This window comes from Staphylococcus sp. HMSC063F05, assembly GCF_001837075.1.
Lineage (GTDB): Bacteria > Bacillota > Bacilli > Staphylococcales > Staphylococcaceae > Staphylococcus > Staphylococcus epidermidis.
The window spans coordinates 38,158-59,590 of record NZ_KV831358.1 but is presented as its reverse complement, the minus strand read 5'-3'; the positions used below and the strand labels follow the sequence as shown (position 1 = coordinate 59,590).

The 21,433-nt window shown below is 31.4% G+C and carries 18 protein-coding genes; 5 read left to right on the top strand and 13 right to left on the bottom strand.

All coding sequences use genetic code 11. From position 1 onward, the window contains the following. On the bottom strand, positions 1 to 3,268 hold a 3,268-nt coding region (locus HMPREF2576_RS09010), incomplete at its 3' end, for an SdrD B-like domain-containing protein (RefSeq protein WP_256313864.1). A gap of 1,404 nt (positions 3,269 to 4,672) precedes the next feature. Here HMPREF2576_RS09010 and HMPREF2576_RS09005 point away from each other — a divergent pair. Then, a complete protein-coding gene (locus tag HMPREF2576_RS09005) occupies positions 4,673 to 6,037 on the top strand; it encodes an MFS transporter (RefSeq protein ID WP_070856515.1) in 1,365 nt (454 codons plus the stop codon). A gap of 61 nt (positions 6,038 to 6,098) precedes the next feature. Here the strand turns inward: HMPREF2576_RS09005 and lepB are convergent, their stop codons facing one another. From lepB to HMPREF2576_RS08990, 3 genes are all read right to left on the bottom strand, one after another. Continuing rightward, positions 6,099 to 6,677 (bottom strand): signal peptidase I, encoded by a 579-nt coding sequence (gene lepB / locus HMPREF2576_RS09000; RefSeq protein ID WP_002437258.1) that lies wholly within the window; start codon positions 6,675 to 6,677, stop codon positions 6,099 to 6,101. Positions 6,678 to 6,742: 65 nt separating this feature from the next. Continuing rightward, on the bottom strand, positions 6,743 to 7,387 hold the full coding sequence (locus HMPREF2576_RS08995) for a hypothetical protein (RefSeq protein ID WP_002470130.1): 645 nt from the start codon (positions 7,385 to 7,387) through the stop codon (positions 6,743 to 6,745). 15 nt (positions 7,388 to 7,402) lie between these two features. Then, a complete protein-coding gene (locus HMPREF2576_RS08990) occupies positions 7,403 to 7,783 on the bottom strand; it encodes an LptM family lipoprotein (RefSeq protein ID WP_001831755.1) in 381 nt (126 codons plus the stop codon). 293 nt (positions 7,784 to 8,076) lie between these two features. Here HMPREF2576_RS08990 and HMPREF2576_RS08985 point away from each other — a divergent pair, with 293 nt between their 5' ends. From HMPREF2576_RS08985 to HMPREF2576_RS08975, 3 genes are read left to right on the top strand one after another with little or no spacing between them, the layout of a single operon-like run. Continuing rightward, the gene (locus HMPREF2576_RS08985) at positions 8,077 to 8,835 is read left to right on the top strand and encodes an ABC transporter ATP-binding protein (protein ID WP_001831790.1); all 759 of its coding nucleotides are present in this window, start codon (positions 8,077 to 8,079) and stop codon (positions 8,833 to 8,835) included. Further along, a complete protein-coding gene (locus tag HMPREF2576_RS08980) occupies positions 8,825 to 10,705 on the top strand; it encodes an FtsX-like permease family protein (RefSeq protein WP_002437268.1) in 1,881 nt (626 codons plus the stop codon). Before HMPREF2576_RS08985 ends, HMPREF2576_RS08980 begins: the two co-directional genes overlap by 11 nt. 44 nt (positions 10,706 to 10,749) lie before the next feature. Next, positions 10,750 to 10,941 (top strand): VraH family peptide resistance protein, encoded by a 192-nt coding sequence (locus HMPREF2576_RS08975; protein ID WP_001831751.1) that lies wholly within the window; start codon positions 10,750 to 10,752, stop codon positions 10,939 to 10,941. Between the two features lie 71 nt (positions 10,942 to 11,012). On the opposite strand, the gene lip is transcribed toward HMPREF2576_RS08975, so the two are convergent. From lip to HMPREF2576_RS08955, 4 genes are all read right to left on the bottom strand, one after another. Next, positions 11,013 to 13,058 (bottom strand): YSIRK-targeted triacylglycerol lipase, encoded by a 2,046-nt coding sequence (gene lip / locus HMPREF2576_RS08970; RefSeq protein ID WP_070856513.1) that lies wholly within the window; start codon positions 13,056 to 13,058, stop codon positions 11,013 to 11,015. Between the two features lie 1,002 nt (positions 13,059 to 14,060). Next, positions 14,061 to 15,257: an ABC transporter permease gene (locus HMPREF2576_RS08965; protein WP_001831769.1), complete on the bottom strand. Its 1,197-nt coding sequence runs from the start codon at positions 15,255 to 15,257 to the stop codon at positions 14,061 to 14,063. Next, entirely contained in the window at positions 15,250 to 15,936 is a 687-nt protein-coding gene (locus HMPREF2576_RS08960; protein WP_070856511.1) for an ABC transporter ATP-binding protein, read from the bottom strand. Before HMPREF2576_RS08960 ends, HMPREF2576_RS08965 begins: the two co-directional genes overlap by 8 nt. Next, positions 15,933 to 17,051: an efflux RND transporter periplasmic adaptor subunit gene (locus tag HMPREF2576_RS08955; RefSeq protein ID WP_002437277.1), complete on the bottom strand. Its 1,119-nt coding sequence runs from the start codon at positions 17,049 to 17,051 to the stop codon at positions 15,933 to 15,935. Before HMPREF2576_RS08955 ends, HMPREF2576_RS08960 begins: the two co-directional genes overlap by 4 nt. A 237-nt stretch (positions 17,052 to 17,288) precedes the next feature. On the opposite strand from HMPREF2576_RS08955, the gene HMPREF2576_RS08950 reads away from it, so the two are divergent. Continuing rightward, on the top strand, positions 17,289 to 17,918 hold the full coding sequence (locus tag HMPREF2576_RS08950) for a YIP1 family protein (protein WP_002437279.1): 630 nt from the start codon (positions 17,289 to 17,291) through the stop codon (positions 17,916 to 17,918). A gap of 187 nt (positions 17,919 to 18,105) precedes the next feature. Here the strand turns inward: HMPREF2576_RS08950 and HMPREF2576_RS08945 are convergent, their stop codons facing one another. From HMPREF2576_RS08945 to noc, 5 genes are all read right to left on the bottom strand, one after another. Further along, positions 18,106 to 18,675 (bottom strand): helix-turn-helix transcriptional regulator, encoded by a 570-nt coding sequence (locus HMPREF2576_RS08945; RefSeq protein WP_002437281.1) that lies wholly within the window; start codon positions 18,673 to 18,675, stop codon positions 18,106 to 18,108. 219 nt (positions 18,676 to 18,894) lie between these two features. Beyond that, positions 18,895 to 19,434, bottom strand: a complete 540-nt coding sequence (locus HMPREF2576_RS08940; protein WP_002437284.1) for a TetR/AcrR family transcriptional regulator — start codon at positions 19,432 to 19,434, stop codon at positions 18,895 to 18,897. Further along, positions 19,400 to 19,795 carry a DUF3147 family protein gene (locus tag HMPREF2576_RS08935; protein WP_001831775.1) on the bottom strand — a complete coding sequence of 132 codons (396 nt, stop codon included), beginning with the start codon at positions 19,793 to 19,795 and terminating at the stop codon, positions 19,400 to 19,402. The genes HMPREF2576_RS08940 and HMPREF2576_RS08935 overlap by 35 nt, the downstream gene beginning before the upstream one ends. Before the next feature lie 15 nt (positions 19,796 to 19,810). Then, complete coding sequence (locus HMPREF2576_RS08930) at positions 19,811 to 20,170, bottom strand: DUF3147 family protein (RefSeq protein ID WP_001831810.1); 360 nt, start codon at positions 20,168 to 20,170, stop codon at positions 19,811 to 19,813. Between the two features lie 399 nt (positions 20,171 to 20,569). Next, positions 20,570 to 21,409 carry a nucleoid occlusion protein gene (noc, locus tag HMPREF2576_RS08925; protein ID WP_001831794.1) on the bottom strand — a complete coding sequence of 280 codons (840 nt, stop codon included), beginning with the start codon at positions 21,407 to 21,409 and terminating at the stop codon, positions 20,570 to 20,572. Positions 21,410 to 21,433 lie beyond the last annotated feature (24 nt).

Genomic DNA, 21,433 nt, shown 5'->3' with positions numbered 1-21,433 from the left:
CACTGTCTGAATCCGAGTCACTGTCTGCGTCCGAGTCACTATCTGAGTCCGAATCGCTGTCTGAATCTGAATCACTGTCGGAGTCTGAGTCACTATCGGAATCCGAGTCACTGTCTGAATCCGAGTCACTGTCTGCGTCCGAATCGCTGTCTGAGTCTGAGTCACTATCGGAATCCGAGTCACTGTCTGCGTCCGAATCGCTGTCTGAGTCTGAGTCACTATCGGAATCCGAGTCACTGTCTGAATCCGAGTCACTGTCTGAATCCGAGTCACTGTCTGCGTCCGAATCACTATCTGAATCATCGTCAAAATAACCATTATCTATACTAAAGTCATCATGATCAGTAATCGTTACACGAACATCTTCCCCATCAGCATCTTTTTCATCATCATTTCCAGAATTTGCTGTAGTTTGAGTCATGCCTTCCGGTTTCTCAAAATGAATAATGTAATTACCACTATCTAAATTATCAAATTGATACTTCCCATTTTCATCAGTTGTTGTAGTGCTAATTATATTTCCTTTTTCATCCTTTAACGTTACTTTAACACCAGAAATTCCTTTTTCATTGTCATCTTGGATACCATCTTTATTTGTATCTTCCCATACATAGTCACCTAAGTTATATGTTGGCTTGTAGAAACCTGAGTCTATTGTTTTATTATCTGCATCTTTGACTGTGACTGTTGTTTTCGTACCGTTTGAATCTTTACCTTCGTCACTTCCCGAATTTTGTTTAGTCGGTGTGTAGCCTTCCGGCGTCTCAAATTCTATTGTGTAATCCCCGTTCTCTAAACCTGTGAATTCATATTTACCATTTGAATCTGTTGTCGTTGTGCCAATAGTATCTCCATTTTTATTTTTTAACGTTACTTTAACACCAGAAATTCCTTTTTCATTGTCATCTTGGATACCATCTTTATTTGTATCTTCCCATACATAATCTCCGACATTGTATTTAGGAGTTAAATAAAAGCCAGTATCTACAGTCATATTATCAGCATTATTAATTGTTCCTTTGGCAACAACTACTTTACGTGTACCATCACGTTCACCATCTGAATCTATTGCATCATTTGTAGAATTATTTGCGGGAGATGGCGTGTAATTATCAGGAATCGCAAACTCGACTGTGTACGTTCCATTTTGTAAATTATCAAACTGATAATGTCCAGATTGATCAGTAGTTACACGTTGCAATTCTCTATTGTTACTGTCTTTAAGAGTAACATAAACACCTGCTAAACCTTTCTCATCATCATCTTGAACACCGTTTTTATTTTTATCTAACCATACATAGTCACCCAGACTATATGTAGGATTATCCCCTTGTGCTGTTGAAGAACCATTGAGATAAGACACCGTTGTAGACTTCGTTCCACGGTAAAAATCATTTGTATTGGTAGTACCATCTCTTGTTAACCAATATTCGGTATAAACATTTCCAGTTCCCGTTGGTCTCACTGCTTGAGTTACAATATACTTTTTACCATTTGCCATACTTCTAGCAAAATTGATATCAACTCTAGTACCATCTGCACTTACTTTAGGTGCAAATTGACTTGTCACATCTTTTACATTAGAACTATTTAAATCAGGATTGAAGCTATCTACCATCGCATTGGTATCCGTCACTTCGTAAACTTTCACTTCACCTGGTATAAATTTACCATTTTTTACTGTTGAGAAATATTTAGCATATTTAGGGTTTTGGTTATTTTGGTTTAGATAAACAACTTCGTTATGTTTATTATTTACATTATCCACATTTGCTACCGCTGCTGTAGTTGTATTGTCCTTTTTATTACCATAATCCACAATGAAGTCTTTTTTGACTACTTCGTTAGCAATCGTCACTTCCATAGGATAATTCTGATTATCCTTAATTGCTGTTTCCCTCTTAGGCGTCGCAATTAAATCAAAACTACCTGTAATATTTTGATATTGATCAACATAGTTAGTAAATGTATAAGTCGTCGTATTTGTAGTTTTATCATATACACCATTAGCTACAATAGAGCCATCCTTACTACGTAGTTGAGTTTTTATTGCAGGAAGTTCTAAACCACCCGGTCTAATATACTGACCATACTTAATAGTAAAAGTATCTCCCTCTTTTATGCTGTCATCTAATTCATAATTTGCTTTTAAATTAAATTGTTCGTTACTTGTTGGCCATATTACGTTATTAGCGTGATTATTACTCTTATTAAGTGAAAGCGTAGGGTTTGTGATTTTAACTTTATCATTCACATTTTTACCACTATTAGGCTCAGCAGCTAAACTCATTAAATTCATGCGTGGACTTGCACTCTTATGTGGTGAATTTTTTGATTGAGATGTGTTTAGAGCTAATGGCGTATCGACACCATAATCAGGGTTAGAAAAGTCTTTTTTTAGTGCTTCAGCAATGATTGCTTCATTGATTTGTTCTCTAGATGCAGCTTTTAAATCTAAATTATCTCTAACTGCATTTGTAATTGCTTCTGTTTCATTAGAATCAACACCTAAACTAGCTACAGCACTTCGTGTGTAATCTTGCTTATCATTGACTGAACTATCTGTTGAAACAGAAGGTGTTTTTAATTTAGTTGTCGTGTGTTCAACATCTTGAGTAGGTTCATCATTAAATTTTGTTTTATATACTTTTTGTTCTGATGGTTTTGAATCTAATTGTTTAGAAGGTGCTGACTGATTATCTGTACTGTCGTTATTTGCTTGTGATGAAGTTTTCTCACTTTGAGTTGGAGAGTCATTTGTGTCTAAATTTGATTTATTAGTAGACATTTGAGCTTGCTTAGTAGAATGTTCGTCTGTTTTACTTTCTTTAGATGTCGTTGAGGATGAATTTAAATTATCTTTTAAAGATGGATTATTCTTCTCAGTCGAATCTTGTTGTGTAGTTGAGGTTTTGGGTGTTTCAGCTATTGATTCCTCATTAACAGTTGGTGCTTCAACTTTTTTTACTTCAGTTGCATTGTTTACATTTGTTGTTTTCTCAGAACTATGTGATCCGTTGTCTAAATCGACTTGATTAAGTTTTGAGTTTTCATTATCACGACTACCTTTCTGTTCTTCTTTTGAAGCTGATTCTAATTGATTGTCTTCAGCCGCTTTAGCCTCATTGTCTGCGGCACCAAACATTAACGTAGCACCCACGAGTATTGAAGCTGTACCTACTGTGAACTTCCTAATCGAGTACTTGTTTACCTTGTTGGATAGAAAATCCACTCTCTTGTTAATTGGTCCTTGTCTTCTCTTTTTCATACTATACCTCCAGTTAAAATAAATATTTTACAAGGAAATAATTTGAATATTTACTTGTAAATTGCATTTACATTTTTATGTAAATACTTTATAAGCATAATTTATCCAATAAAGCAAAACAATACTTTTTTAAAAAAATAAATTAATATAATAATATAAATTACCCCAATTATTTTTATAATTACTTTTAATTCCTTTCATTTTTCGGATTTTATTTCTATAAATAAAATTTAAAGATGCTTTATTATAAAAGTATAAAAGCATTTAACTTTTAGGAGTAAAAATGCTCTATAATGGAGGTTAGAAACTAATAATCTTTGCTACTAATTCTAAATTAGCAGTACAAAACAGATGAAAAATTAAATAATTATTTCTTTCTATAAAAACTTTAAAAGAATGATGATTTAATAATAAAATTATGTAATTTATTTTTATAGATATCTTAAAAACTTTACATTTTCTATAGAATTTTCGTTGGTAAGAGAGTTAAAACAAGGTTTTTACAAACATCTTGCAAAATAAATTGAACCACCACATATTTAAATTAATCTTTATCAAATTTCGATACAGTCTTAACTATAAATTTTTAATATTTACCAAATGTATTCATAAATAAAGCTTAAATTATAGGATTGTTTGGAAATATGAATCATAGAGAAGACTATTAGCTGTAAGTGCTAGAAACCTCAAAATAGTGATAGTCAATTTTATACAAAAACTCTATCTAATTTTTCAAACCCAAAGATAAAGCGATTGAGCTAAATGATTTTTCTTTCACAACTCTCCTGTAGAAAATCTTTAAGTTAAGAAATTTTTGAAATTATCTAATACGTTTAAAATGATATCTAGTCAATCTCTTGAAGAAGATCCTAAGAAATTTGAGGAATTCGAGTGATAAAATTTGTTTCAATTGAGAGGATATTCTATATATTTATTCATTTTAAAAATAAAACTTTCTCAAACACCAAATATTTTCTAAACTATTACAAAAATCTAATTGCTTTTCATTCATTAAATAATACAACAAATTATATTTAATCAAAATAATTTTCTAATTAGATTATTTTAAATTATAAAAAATATACAATCTTTAACTTTAATAATAAATTAAACGTAATTTATCATACAATCTATATCTCCAACATTTAAAACTGTTGATAGCAAATAAACAGCTATGATTGTCACACAATTCTGTAAATTATACACATATAATCCAGCTGCTGTGGATAATCACACCCTAACTTAAAACGTTGCTATAACAACTTTTCTATTTTTTACCTATCTAGTTATCCACAAATCACTTCTCATCTTTAAAAACATTAATAATTTTTTAATCTTAATTTTATATTGAATTAATGACCTTGGATTACGATTGAAAAGAAAATGAAAATAAGGGATGAAAATATGGATTTCGTTAAATCAAAAACTGACTTATTTAGACTCATAGACAATGAAGCTCAAACATCGACATCTAAGATGGTTTTATTCTTAATATTAGGAACTATATTTTTAGATGCATATGATATTACTATTTTAGGTACAATGACTGATCAACTCACTCAACAGTTTCACTTATCACCAGCAACGCTATCTATAGTAATGACCTCTTTACCTATTGGTGCATTATTTGGTGCATTACTTGGTGGTACATTAGCACATCAGTTTGGACGCAAGCGTATTTTATCAATTGCCTTACTAACACTTACTGTAACCTCTCTTGGTGCGGCACTCGCACCAAATGTAATTATTCTAATAATATGTCGTTGTATAATGGGGTTTGCTATTGGAATGGATAGTCCAGTTGCTTTCACTTTTATTGCGGAAATAAGTAATTTAAAGCACAAAGGAAGAAATGTTAACTATTGGCAAGTCGTTTGGTATGTTGCAATAGTTACTTCTGCTTTAGTGGTCACTGCGTTCTTTATGCTAGGGACTGGTGCACATTTGTGGAGATATGCAGTTGGATTTGGTGCACTTATTGCTTTTGTCTTGTACATCTTGCGAATTAAATATTTACACGAAAGTCCGACATGGGTGATTAATCATTATTCTTTAGAAAAAGCAACTGAATTTATAAGAAAATATTATCATAAAGACATCCACCTAGAGGGAACGCTTGAAGATGATTTAAATTCTGATGTGACTTCGCCACATAATTCTTGGACAGACTTATTTAAACCGAGATATATAAAAAGAATTATCCTGGCGACTGCGATTTCAACATTACAAGGTATGCAGTACTATGGTGTCGGTTTATACATACCTATTATTGCAACTTATCTTATTAGTAAGGATAAAATAGGTGTATTATTAGGTACTGCTATAGTCAATATAGCAGGTATTCTAGGCGCATATTTAGGTGCTCAATTGACTTATAAATTAGGTACACGCAAGCTTACAATGATAGGCTTCACACTTGTATTACTTTCAATGGTATGTGTAGGACTCTTTTATCATCATCTACCAATGCTTCTTAACACTTTCCTTATTGGATTATTTTTATTTGGCCATTCAGGAGGTCCTGGTACTCAAGGAAAAACAATTGGTGCCTTATCATTTCCGACTCATTTACGTTCACAAGCTACTGGCTTTGTAGAATCTGTAAGTCGTACTGGTAGTATCATAGGTACTTTTGTCTTTCCAATCATTCTTGCTACAGTAGGTCTAACGAATACTATGTTAATCTTGTCTATTGTCCCTTTACTCGGAATTATCATAACAGTATCTATAAAATGGGAAGCTGTCGGTAAGCATATTGAAGTAGAATAAGCATTAAAAAACCCCTTAGTACGTATGTCATTGAAAATATGCACTAAGGGGTTTTATTTAATTAGTTAGGAAATGTTCCAGGATTAAAACTACCGCCCCACCGATTAAATGGCCAGTATCTCAAAACTACTTTTCCAACAACTTGATTTTTATCTAAAAGACCTACTTCATCCATGCGACTGTCAATACTGTTTTGACGATTATCACCTAAAACCAAGTATTTACCACTAGGAATTTTCATATTGCCATTCGTACCCTTAAGATCTTTAGACTTAAAGTTTTCCGTTAGATATTCTCCAACTTTATGTTTTTTATTTTCACTTAAATAAGGCTCATCTACTTTTTTACCGTTTAAATATAGTTGATCTTTTTTATATTCTACTGAATCACCTGGTTTACCAATAAGTCGCTTAATATAATCTTGCTTCGCGTTAGCATGAAAAATCACTACATCTCCTGTATCAATATGATCAAGTGTTTTTGCTATACGACTTACTATCACTTTTTCTCTATTTTCAAATGTTGGATGCATAGACGCTCCTTTGACTGTATAAGAAGCAAATAAAAACTTTTGCACAAGTGTGACGATAACAATTGCAACGATTATGGCTACAATCCATTCTATTATTTCTTTCTTCATTATTATGGCTCCCTTGATATGTTTTTATGTCATTTATTACTAAGCTTACATGGGCTCATAAAAGATTACTGAACAACACCATTTTTAACTTTAATGTGTTTTCCTTTTTCAATTTTGTCATATTGTTTTTTAGGTACGACAACGACACGCTTTCCTTGTTTGGTCTTTACAGTAACAGTATAAAGTTTCTCATGAGGCTTCATTTGTTGTTTCAACATATGAAACTGAGCATCTACACTGTTTTTCTTTTCATGTTGATTTAAAAACGAATGTGCAAAAATATAATAGAATAACCAATTATTATAATAAGTTGTAGCAATATATTGAGATGAGTATGGTGCACTTGAATCATAAGGTCTTTGAGACGGCATCAAAGAACGAGATTGTGCTTTTTGTCTTGATACACTTTGTTGTCCTTTATTTTTGGTTGCTGTTACACGACTTGATTTTGTTGCTTGTTGGGCAGCACGCTGACTAGATTGTTGTGCATTGCGAGACGCATTTATTGCACTAGAACGACTCATACTTGTACTTGAAGAAGTTGAACCTCTAGATGCAGAAGCTGCACTGCTACTTGAACTAGAACTTGCCGAACTGGAACTACTCGTTCCTCCTGACGTTGTTGCATGAGAATATGTACTGACAATACTTAAAGAAGACGTGAGAAGTACCATTATTACGCAACTTGTTTTAAATAATAGCTGTTTCATTTTGTCACCTTTCTTTTACTTCGTAACTTCATCTTTCGAAACGGCTTTGCCTTCAACATCATCATCACCATAAATCATATATGGTGGTCGATATACATGAATTTTCTTCCCATCCTTTACAATATATGGTTTTTTATTACCATCACCTAGTATATGTTCATACACGTGATCTAAATCAGCTTTTTCTATATGTGATTTACCTTTTTTATCTTTATATTTAATCTCAACATTTGGCGTTTCAGAATCTCCATCATTTAATATTTCATAATAAACATAATCATATTTATCAGATTTTTGACTTTCCTTAGATGGCTCTTTTTGTTTTCCAGAACCTCCACATGCACTTAAAGTAACAGTTATGGTAAGTATACTTATGATCATAAAAACTTTTTTCATATTAATACTCCTTTTCTCCATTCATAAATTCATAATAAATTATAACAAACAATTTTTAAATTATTATTAATGATTAACTAAAACCTTATTTTTAAAAATTCAGTTTAAATTAAGCGCCATGGATAATCCGGAAAATTAAACCAAAAGCATTCACTTATATGTATTTTGATAAATTATAAAACAAGTATCTTTCAAACATGTAAGTTTCATGTCTATAAATGTAAGTTTAGATAAAGGCAAGGATATCCCAACCATCCTACAATTTAAATATAGATAACTAAAGGAGTGAGAGGATGGCTATTTTAACAGCAAATCAATTATCAAAAGTATATGGTCACAAACAAAAATATCGAGCTTTAAATAATATAAGTTTTTCAGTTGAAAAAGGGGAATTTGTAGCTGTCATGGGTCCTTCTGGATCAGGTAAAACGACTTTACTCAATGTGTTAAGTTCAATAGATACTATTTCAGGAGGAACTGTGGAAGTTGAAGGTAAAGAAATTAATAAACTGAGCCACAAAGAAGTGGCAAATTTTCGAAAACAACATCTCGGTTTTATTTTTCAAGATTATAGCGTTTTACCCACATTAACAGTAAAAGAAAATATTATGCTACCACTCTCAGTACAAAAATTCCATAAATATGAAATGGAACAAAATTATAAAGAAGTGGCTGAGGCATTAGGTATTTATAACCTGGGAAATAAATATCCAAGTGAAATTTCTGGCGGTCAGCAACAACGTACGGCGGCAGCCCGGGCATTCGTCCATAAACCAACGATTATTTTCGCAGATGAACCTACTGGCGCATTAGATTCTAAAAGTGCTCAAGATTTGTTACACCGTCTAGAAGATATGAATAAACAATTTAATTCAACCATTATGATGGTGACACATGATCCTTCAGCCGCTAGTTACGCTGAGAGAGTCATTATGTTGAAAGACGGTGATATACACTCAGAAATCTACCAGGGTAACGATTCAAAACAAACATTTTACCAAGAAATTATGAAACTTCAAACCGCATTAGGTGGTGTCAGTCATGACATTTAACCAACTTATCCTTAAAAATTTAAGAAAAAATATTAAGCATTATGGAATGTTTCTATTTTCATTATTGATTAGCATTATACTTTATTTTAGTTTCTCAACTTTAAAATATTCAAATAGTATTAATAACTCAGATTCTTCAACTATTATTAAAAATGGTGCTACAATTGGTGCCACAATTCTTTTTATCATTATTGTTGTTTTCTTAATGTATGCAAATCATTTATTTATTAAAAGGCGTACAAAAGAGTTTGCCTTATACCAACTGATAGGTTTAACACGTGGAAATATTCTAAGAATGCTCAATATAGAACAACTAGTATTTTTTATTGTAACAGGAATTTTAGGCACTTTAATTGGTATTTTTGGTTCAAAACTTTTACTTGTTATCGCTTCTAAATTAATGAAGTTAAACACACATATCTCTATTGGCTTTGAACCCCAAGCTATACTTATTACTATCGTAATGTTAGCTGTCGCTTTTTTATTGATAATGATACAAAATTACATTTTCTTAAAAAAACACAGCATTTTAGCTTTGATGAAAGACAATTATACCCCGGAAGCTACCCAAAAACGGATAACTACGTTTGAAGCAATCGGCGGCATTTTAGGAATTATAATGATAGTATTTGGATATTATATGTCTACTGAAATGTTTGGTGTTTTTAAAGCCTTAACAACTGCTTTGATTACACCTTTTAGCATACTTTTTTTAACTATTGTTGGTGCTTTCTTATTCTTTAGAAGTTCTGTATCACTTATTTTTAAAACACTAAAACATATCAAACATGGTCGTGTAAATATCACAGACGTTGTCTTTACATCATCTATCATGCACAGAATGAAGAAAAATGCGATGTCTCTCACAGTTATTGCTATCATTTCAGCTTTCACGGTTAGTATTCTTTGCTTCGCGGCAATTACACAATCTAATACTAATACAACTTTAGAAATGACTTCTCCAGATGATTTTAATATAAGCCAGAATAAAATAGCTGCGCAATTTAAACATAAACTAGATCAAGGAAATTTAAAATATCATCAGCGGACTTATGAAGTAATCAATCCAAAAACATTAAGCGACCACGTCATGAAGAGTAAAAATGGTTCTGATATGTCTACTAATACAACATCACTAATGATGAACTCACATCTCAAAGGTCATGAAGCTAAAATAACGAATATACAATCATCAACAGGATTAATAGATATTCATTTAAATCATAAGATTACAGTTAAAGGAAAATCTAAACAATCTATTATCGTTAAAGACAAAGATAACTCTAAAATATATCCATCCCAATTATCATTTGGAGCTCCTATAGTTGAGGTGAGTCCGGAGGTATATAACACATTAAAAACTGACAATATTGTTAATAAGATGTACGGTTTTAATTTCAACACTCACAAAGATGTGAAAAAAGCAGAAAAAATTGCCTCAAAAGTTAATCGTAATATTGTATCGCACGATGAATATAAGAAATTTATAAACCAAAGCAATGGCATACTTATCTTTGTAACATCATTCTTAGGAATAGCATTTTTAATGGCTGCTGGTTGTATTATTTACATTAAACAAATGGATGAAACTGAGGATGAACTTGATAACTTTAAGATATTACGCCGTATAGGATTTACCTACACTGATATGTCTAAAGGTTTACTATTAAAAATTGCATTTAATTTTGGATTACCGCTTCTCATTGCTTTATTACATGCATTATTTGCAGCACTTGCATTTATGAAACTTCTAGGAAATGTCTCAATGTCACCTATATTCATAGTAATGATTATATATACAATTGTTTATTTCATTTTTGCTATGATTTCATTTATACACTCGAGTCGTATGATTAAGCATTCTATTTAGTAACTCAATTCACAAAATTATTTTAATAAAGGACGGTTTTTATTATGAAATTCAAAGAATTAATCAAACAATCATATGAGGATTTAAAAAACTTAACAATTAATTGGTTTAACGTACTCAGTTTAACTGTAATCATATTTATTTTAAGTAACATTGTCACACCGCTTATTGGTATACCTGTGGGTTTACTCGGTGGTGCATATATCCTAAAGAGACGTGAAGAGAAAAATAAATAACCATAATACAAAAGCCCTCAACATAGAGGTCAGTGTGACCTCCCTATTGAGGGCTTCCTTACACTATAAATTTATTTATTTGTAATACCGTCTGCTTCTTCGATTCTCATGATATTATCCATAATACCTAGATAGAATTGACCTAATTCTCTACCTGTATGTGTTAAATCAAATGCATCCATACCTACTAAATCTAAATGGTCCCAATCATGTTGAACGGGTCTCACTTGCCAAACACCTTTATCAGTAGCTGGTGTATGATCATCAACTTTTTTAAAGGCTTGATTAGAAGGATGTTGTGATGATATAACTGGAACTACACCATCATTCGGTCTAATTTCTTTGTTTACATCTTTACCAATAATACGACTGGTTAAGTTCAATAAAAGAATTTCACTAGAATTAGGTAATTCATTACCAAGAGGTCCTGTGTGAGTCGCTGACCCTGTATAAGTAGTGTAGACAATATTAGGATTTAGACTTGTTTGTTGATTAATTTTTTCAGCACCTTGCGTTGTCAGATCATTAACAGCTTGATCTTCAGTATTCCAAATCTTACTTTTGGATACACGTTCCGCGTAATCAATGTAACTTTCATTTGGTTGTTGTTTTAATCCCCATTGAGAAAAACCTAAATCTATATCTACATCTTTACCACCACTTAATCTACCAATACGATTAATCGTTTCTTTTACAAGTTTACGTGTGCCAATTTTATCTGCAGCAGGTGTACCATTATGTGGTGTGCCAAGTGTAGTAATTGAAGCAACCATATTATCTTTACCACCTGTAAATAAATCGGATATAGTACCCCCATGTTGACGTTGATATTCTATTTCTTCTTGGTTACCATTTCTTAAGAATTCTTCCATTTGACGAATGGTTTGACCACCCATACTGTGACCTATAAAATGAATTTTTTTGCCAGGTTCCCAATCACGCATGATGCCCTTGTATGTTCGACCATAGCGATGATGACCATATTTAGCTGCATGCGCTGCACCGTAATCAACACGTCCTCCTTTGACATAGTAATACAATTCTACTGCGCGATCATAGTTACTACTAAAAGCACCAATATTTGCTTCATGTACATTGTAACCCTCATTAGTTAAATTTCTGTCAATATTGTATTTTGTACCACCCCAATATTTTGGAGCTAAACTAAATTGATTATCACCTGCAAAGCCTAGGAAACCATGGACAAATACTACTGGATATTGGTTTTTGAACTGTGCTTGATGTGTAGACTGATGATTTTGATTAGCATTTGATGATTGCTTTTGCGTCTTCCTTGTTGTACTTCTATTAGATTGTTCTTTTGTAGCTACTTGATGATGATTTTTCTGTGATGTTGATGTATCATTTTTAGGCTCTTGAGTATGTTTTTCAACATTTTGAGTGTCATTAGCTTTTTTAGAATCAACTTTAGTTGTCTGTTCATTTTCAGTTGTTTGAATTTGACGTTTTGTTGTTTTTTCTTGAGGGAGTTGTTTAGAACTATCTTGTTTTGTTTTTGATTGTGTTTGATATGTAGAATCATTAGACGGCTTTTGTAATTTCACTAATGGTTGGTCGATTTCTTCTGAGTCGCTGTCTTTTGTTCCTGTTGATTGATTATGACTGTTAGAAGTCTGAATATGTTGATTGCTCGTCTTTGAAGTTTGACCTTCACCTTTTATGTCATTATTTTCTCTCTCATTTGATTGAGTAGCTGCGTCTTGTTGATTTACATTTTTAGACGGTTGGACGTCTTGTTTTACTGAGCTACTTTCTTCTTTTTTTGGCTGATTAGCTGTCTCATCACTTTTCAGTTGTGCACTTTCAGCTACAGAATGTTGGTTGTTTTGATTTGTTTTAGATTGATCAATTGTTTGTACTTGTTGACTATCAGCATTAACTTGTTTTGAAGCTTTTAACGTTTCTTCTACCTTATCATTTTTTAATTGTTGTGTTGTTTGCGAGTCTTCTGGGTGTGCATCCGCATGTTGCACTGAAGTTTCAGCTGCTTGAGCTTGTTGCCCTCCGATGAAAATTGTTACACCTGTAATAATTGATACTACTCCCACTGCGTACTTTCTAATGCTAAATCTTTTTATTCTATTATTATTTGTCAAAGAAATCACCTCTATAAGATTTTTCCCTTATAAAGAATGAAAAAATAACTGCTAAATTCAAAATAACATAAAAGTTATTAATTTTTTTAACTTATTTGGGTACATTTTTGTTAACTTTTTAGTTTTTAAAACATTTTATTGATTCTATTACAGCATTTAAAATAATCTAATACATTATTTTCGATTATATTTATCTATTTTATCGCATTAATCACAATTAAAATTGATAAAATAATCTTATTTATTAATAACAATTCAAGTATCATTAAATGAAAAAAGTAGCATGCGAAACATTTTTAATAACTAATCTTACTTTTTGAGTTGAGTCTACTCAATGTTTAAAGTTATATATCATCTCAAATTTTCAAATTACCTTTCTATATTTCGCTCGATAGACAATACTCTTGTATATCCTGCAATAATGAGTTTTTACCTTACAAAATCAAAACCACCCGTACAAACGGATGGTTTACTTTGCATCTATAATTTTTTCTATTGATCAACCACTATTCGTGCGCTGATAGTAAGCTAACTACATTAACCTTTTTATTTTTCCTGCAAATAGTTATAAATACTCTTCTGTAAAAATTTAATCTACATCAATATTTTCTAATAATTAATTACGCATATAATGTTGAATCACTTTATATTTCCATATCCATATTTTAAATTCATATTATAAATTAATTAAAGATCGTGATAATTTTAGTTAATACATATACTGCTTTTTATATTTTTATTCAATTCATGAAAATTAAAAATTTTTTACATTCTTCAACTGATTGATAGATAGTCAGAAATAAGTATTCACATATATATTAACCCCCTCTACTTGTAACAGTGAGGGGGTATAGGTGATAAAGGCTAATAACTACTATGCTTTCAAATTATCGCGTGTACTTAACCATTGAGTATATAATGCAACAATATAAACACTAATAGCTGTGTTAACAAGAATTTCGACCATATAGTACCTTACGATAAATCATTCTATGCTATAGATTATTTAATAATATCAATTAATTCTTTTTTAGAAGCTGAACGTGCAGGTATCCAACCGAAAATGATGCCTATCAATGTTGATACACCTACAGCTAGGATGACGGAACCTAGACTGACGGAACTCTTAACCATTTCAGGTGTCACGAGATCAATCAATGTAGCAATAATAATACCTAGAATTAATCCGATGATACCACCTATGAGACATAACACAACACTTTCTACTAAGAATTGTATTTCAATATCTCGACCTTTAGCGCCAAATGCACGACGAATTGCAATCTCTTCTGTTCGTTCAGTGACTGAAATATACATGACATTCATCACACCAATACCTGCAATAAAGAGTGATATTCCCGCAACAGCAGCGACAAAGTAAGTAATCGTGTCTAAGACTGAACCTATCGTTTTCATCACCGCTTCATTATCTTCATAACTATATTGACCTTCAGATACGCCAGTTCCTTTTTTATTCAACACTTTTTCGACCTTTTTACCTACGTCTTTCTTATCTGAACCTTTTTCAACTGTAACTAATAATTGAGGCATACCTTGTGTCAAATTGCCCATATATTTATTAAATGTTTTTGAAGGTATTTGAATTAATGACTCAATAGGCATCCCACTTTCATCAACTTCTGAGCTTTCAGAGACGCCTACGACTTTAAACCCTTCTCCATTTATATAAATAGATTGACCCATTGCCTGATTATTGAATACTTTTTTAGCAATTTTTTTATCTATAACGGCTACTTTTTCTAGCACTTCATTATCATCATTCGTAAATCCTTTTCCTTCATCTACGTCTGTCAGTTTATCAACCTTTTTTAAACTAGCATCACTACTGCCATGTGTATTCGTAATTTTGACTGAATATGTGCTATCCTTATCCTCTTTTACTTTAGCACTCTTAACACCATTAACCTGTTCAACAACACTCATATCCTCTTGCTTAAATGGATTATTTTTAGGCGCTTCCATATTTTCTGTCATGTAAGAAATTGAAGCTTGATTTTTACCAGCACCAGCATCATTGAATTGCTCAGTCGTTGACTTCTTAAAACCGTTCCCCAACGACATGATAGTAATTACTGATGCAATACCAATAATTATTCCAATCATCGTAAAGATATTACGTCGTTTGTTTTTTAAAATGGAACGAATAGCAACTGATATGACATTTGAAAAGTTATTCACGTGTCAACACCTCTTCCTCTTGCACACGCCCATCCAAAATATGGATAATACGATCAGCTTTTTCCGCCACTTCACGATCATGCGTTACCATAATAATAGTTGTATTCTGTTCTTTGTTCAGTTTTACGAAAAGCTCCATAATATCTTGAGATGTCTTCGAATCAAGAGCGCCAGTAGGTTCATCGGCAATAATAAACTTAGGGTCATTAATAATTGCCCGGGCAATAGCTACACGTTGTAGCTGCCCTCCTGACAATTTATTTGGTAAGAGATTCTCTTTACCTTTGAGACCGACGTCATGAAGTCCGTCTAAAACTTTGCTTTTTCTCGCTTTATTACTCAAACCATTATAAATTAGCGGAATACTTACATTTTCTAAAATAGTGTTATTTTGAATCAATTTAAAATTCTGAAAGACGAAACCTACAGTATGATTTCGAATTTCTGCGAGCTTATTATCTGAGCTTTTTTGATAATTCTCATTGTTAAAAAAGTATTCTCCTTCATATCCACGATCAATAAATCCCAAGATATTAATTAACGTACTTTTACCTGAACCAGACGGACCCATGATAGCAATAAATTCACCTTCATCAATATGAATATCTATGTCTTTCAAAATATGATTTGATTCATTTCCATTTTTAAAGTGTCGATTGATTTTTCTCAATTCAATCATGATGACACCTCTACTTTTTCTCCATCATTTAAATTACCTTTTGGACTTTTAAGGACTTTATCGCCAGATTTCAATCCTTTTTTCACAATGATTTCACCATTATTACGTTCAATTTTAATTTCACGTTTGTGAACTTTATTATTTTTATCAACGACAAATACGTTATTATCTTTTGTTAACACGTTATTTGGTAGCTTTTTAGTTTTAAGAGGGATTTTAGCATCCATAGAGAAGCCTGATCTCACGGGTATATCTAAATCACCAATGATAACTTTATATTTTGATGTTTCGCCACTTTTACCACCTGTTGGCTGATTAATTGTAGGATTAGATGTCGTCATTTCAGTTCCTTCTTCACTATCACCTTGTGCCCCTGCTTGTGCCGATGATGCTGTACTATCGTCACTTGTATCATAGCTTGTAGGAAGTTCATCTATTTTAAGAATTTTTCCTTTTCCTTTTTTACCTGTGCTATTTACAGTGACATTTACTTCATCGCCTTCTTTAATTTTATTAATATCAAACTCTGTGATAGTTGCGTTAATTTGAGGATTTGAAGAAATTAATTGCAAAACAGGTTGCCCTTCGCCTACATCTGAATCATTTTTAATGTTAATTTTACCATCAAATGATGCATTCATGCTGTCATTGAGTTGTCTGTCATATTGTGACAATGACTGCTGAGCTTCATTTAAAGCACTTTGATCTTGAGTCAATTTAACTTGTAATTGATGATTGTTAGGACTTTGATTTACTTTTTGATAATCATCATTAACTTGAGATTGTGCTTGATTCACTTTGTTCACTAGTTGTTGGCGTTTATTCCCATTTGTATCATAATTGATGATACGTTCACCTTGTTTAACTGTTTGACCATCTTGTACTGAAACACTTAAGAAGTTACCCACAGATTGATTATTGTTATAAGTTTTCACAGATTCTGGAGACGCTTTGCCTTCTAAACTAATAGGTGTTTCTTTTCTTACTGTATATGTATCGTAAGCATTACTATCTTTACTACCTGAACCATTAACTTGTTTTAATATAAAAGCAGCAATGATTAATACGACAATAATTACAATACCAATAATGCTCCACAATAGTTTCTTATTCATATATATTCTCCTTGTGTAATAGATTCACAAGGAAATGATAACACATTTGTAAAATTATTAATCTTTTATATGTAAAAAAATTACTAAATCTTATAATTTTTAATATATTATCAATCATTTTGTCTTTAAATTAGTATTAGTAACTATATTTAATTAAATTTAAGGATTTTGCATTTTATATTATGTAATAAAATGTTACCATCAAACTAACCTTAATAAGTAAAGGAGATATATTACATGAGTACACAGGAATTAAAAGAAAATGATATTCAAAACTCAAGTATTCCATTTGTTAATCATTTTAACAAACTAAGACATCAGCCAAAATGGATACTTAAATCAATCATAGTGATAGTATTAGCTATTATTAGCGCTTTCATCACATATAATACTAGCAATGAACTATTAGATAACCAATCGATAACTAATAGCCAAATGGATGAAAATATGTTACGTATGTCTACAACTATAGGCGCTTTCATAGGAACAATCTTTAGTGTTGTTGTAGTATTTTTAATCTTTCTAATTATTTCTAAAATATTTAAATCTGACGCCAAAGCGAGCAGTTTATTCTCAGCAGCACTCTCTTATTCAATCATTATTTTAGGATTTACAACTATTATTTCTTTAATTCAAATAGTTTTTGGACTAAAGGTAACAGACTATAAGCTTGATAGCTTAAACATTTTTTCAAAGGATAATAAAACACTCATGGCTTTCAGTTTAACTAATCTTTTAAAAGCCTTTTTAACAGGTGTTGTTTATTACTCAACAAGTCGTTTATCTAAAAAAGCATCTGTGATATTAGGAATCGTTGCACTCATCATATTAATAGGATCAGGTATGATAGGTGGAATGAATAGCTAAACGCTGCTATTAAGTGCAATAAAAACTATGTAGGGAATATTTATGAAAACAATAATCATAATTTTGTATTATGTGTTGTTTCATATTTCCCATTATTATTATGAGTGGACAAAGCAATAAATAATCATTCTTAGAGTAGGCTGGGTGTCAAATTCAATAGGCATCCAGTCTATTCTCTTTTTGATTTTTATAAAAAATAATCAGTTAAAATGATACTTAAGTAACTTATACCGATGATCACACCAACAAAGAAAATAAAAGAAATTGAGGATGTCCATATATCTCTAAACTTACTTTTTTGCACCTCTTTAGGATCTTTACCATTAATAAAGGCTAATATCTTGTCGTATGTTTCAATATCATTTTTTATTTTAATTTTTTCTAATTTTGTAGAAGCAATGATACCTATTAAAAATACTAAATATGTTATTCCCATTCCTAACCAATGAAAGTAATGAGTCATAGGACCTATGAGAACACTTCCTAATACTATTGGAATTATCATCATACATGTCCAAAAGTCTAATTCTTTTTTAATACTTTTGATTTGCCCGTTTTTCAAATCATCCTCCACTAGTTCGTCTAGATATATCTTGAAAAGTTGACACATAATAAGTAATTTATGAATATCCGGATAACTTTTATCATTTTCCCAATTTGAAATAGTTTGTCTTGAAACAAACATTTTCTCAGCCAAAAATTCTTGTGAATACCCATCTCTTTCTCTAAATTTTTTGATTTGATTGCTAACATTCATTGCTTTAAACTCCTTAATTATGATTTGAAATCATTTAATATTATTATTAAATCAAATCAGGTTTTCTCTATAAAAGCTATCAAATAGTTTTTGCGATGTCACCTTTATCATTGTCAAAATGCTTTGACATAGTATGATTAAAGGTTTTAATAGACTGACCTTAGGCTAACCTGTTACATGAAAAACAAAAAACGCTCCTCGAAAGGAGCGTTTTTCATATCAATGATATATACGTAAAACTTGATTCAACATCTTTTTAATGTAATTTTCATCCAGAGTTTCAGGTTTAATTAATATATTAAAATAGATGGGTGAGAAGATTAAATCAATAAACAAATCTTGTTCTTCCTCTTGTATGTGCTTACGAACAATCTCTTTTAAAACTTTGCGATTATGATTAAAGTAATTAGTCATAAAAGTTTCTCTAGCTTCCATTTGTTGATGACTAATTAATATTTCAATCACAGCACTACCTAGTTTTGTTTTATAGATATCTTTTATTTTTACTAAAAACTGGAATAAATCATCATATAAATTATCTTGATTATGAATCGCAATATATTGAGATTGTTCAATAAACGCGGACATGATAATTGAAGATTTATCCTTCCAACGTCTATAAATAGTTGCTTTAGAAATACCAGTATTCTCAGAAATTTGATCTATAGTAATATCTCTAAAATGAGTCGTTTCCAATAAACGTTGAATCTCAGTATAAATTTTTTTATTGATTGTTGGATCTTTTGGTCTTCCAGCCATGTTTATCCCTTCTTTTATGTGCTATGAATTCCACAATTTCAAAAATAATCAATGCACTTACAAACCAAGCTACAAAACCACCAATAATACTCAATAGCCACATATGTGTAGCTTGTAGTAATCCCCAGGTTGCTAGTATACTACATAAAACTCCTATCATACCGAAGACTGCACCTCTGCTCACATGCATAGCTACCTCATTGCCAAATTGCATACCAGTAATACACATTGAAACTAAAAACACTGCGGGAAAGGTTGCAAATATACCTCCAAATTCCTTCCATGGAAGCACGACAGAAACAATATAACTAATTAAAACAGCTAAACCACCAACTGAAAATTTAATAATTGCTAACTTCATTTTTAATCCTCCAATTTAAATATGTCTGACTAAGAAAATCGCAACAGAAATCACAAACCAGCAAAGAATTGCAAATACTGTTCCACTTCTATAATTTTTCTTACCAATAAAAATTGAAGTAAAGAACACAGTTACAATACATGAGACAATCCCAACAATTGCTCCTGTACTTAAATGAATTGACATTTGAATAAGTTGCTGTCCTTTATGGTCTATAGCTAACGCTATAATAGCTGCAAGGTAGACTGCCGGCATAGTGGCAATAATACCACCTAATTTTCCTCCTACTTTATCAGCCATAATTGATGCAAGTGCAACAGCAAATCCTCCGATAACGAAATGTAGTATAGCACTAGAAATTGATATACCAAACACAATAACCCTTCTCATCCATATTTATTAAACGAAACGTATCGTTTACTTTTAGTTTATAGCGTAAATCAATTGTTGTAAATATATTGTTTAAATCACCTAATTTTCTAAATAATGATAATTTTTGTTTCACGTAAAACATTTTAAAGTCACTTTTTCATCATTTAAAATATTATACGTTTATCTAATATAACCGCTCTTTCATTGAGTGACGCAATACAAGTTTTCTTTGCTATGGTTAAGATGTTATTAGGTACATTTAATATGATTATTAATGTTGATATTTGCTATTTGGATATTTTATTGCACAGAATTTTCACCGTTATACTATTAAAGATAATGCACTGTAATACGATAAAAAGAGCCTAATACATCATCAAAATATGTACCAGACTCTTATAATTATTTCTTATATATCTTTATTTTAATTTCATAATAATCTTCATGTTCTTTATCTTTTTGTTCAACGCGTATACCTGATTTTTCTATCGTTTCAATACTCTTACCTAGTTCTTCTTTTGCTTGTGTTACATCTTGAGAAAATTGGAAAGTCTGCGCTTTTACTTTCTCTGGTCCAGTTTTCTGACGTACTCTATCCTCAGTTTGTTTCACATTCAACTTCTGACTAATAACTTGCTCGATTAATTCTTCTTGTGTTTCATCAGGTAATACTAATACCGCTCGTGCATGTCTTTCTGTAATCTTACCTTCACGTAATCTCTTAATCACATTGGGTGCTAACTTCAATAATCTAAGTTTATTAGCAATGAAGCTTTGGCTCTTGCCTAGACTTTTTGCTAATTCATTTTGAGTCGTTCCCCCGATTTCAAGTAACTTTTTATAAGCTTCCGCTTCTTCGACGACAGATAAGTTTTCACGTTGAATATTTTCAATCAATGCAACTACCGCTGTTTCTTCATCATCCATATCTCGAACAATGACATCTACTTGAGGTTTATGCAACGACTGTAATGCTCGAAATCGTCGTTCGCCGGCTATAATTTCGAACATATCTTCTTCAATTGGACGTACAACTATAGGCTGTAATAATCCATGCTCTTCAATAGACTCTGCTAATTCTTTAATCTTATTTGGCTCAAATACTTGTCTAGGTTGATAACGATTGGGTACGATACGTTCAATATGAATGGATTCTACATTATTATTACGTTCTTCTTCAGTATAACCAATGATGTCATCTTTATTTTTTAAACCAAATAATTTTGAAAAAGGTTTCTTCATTATCCATTCTCTCCCTCTCAATTA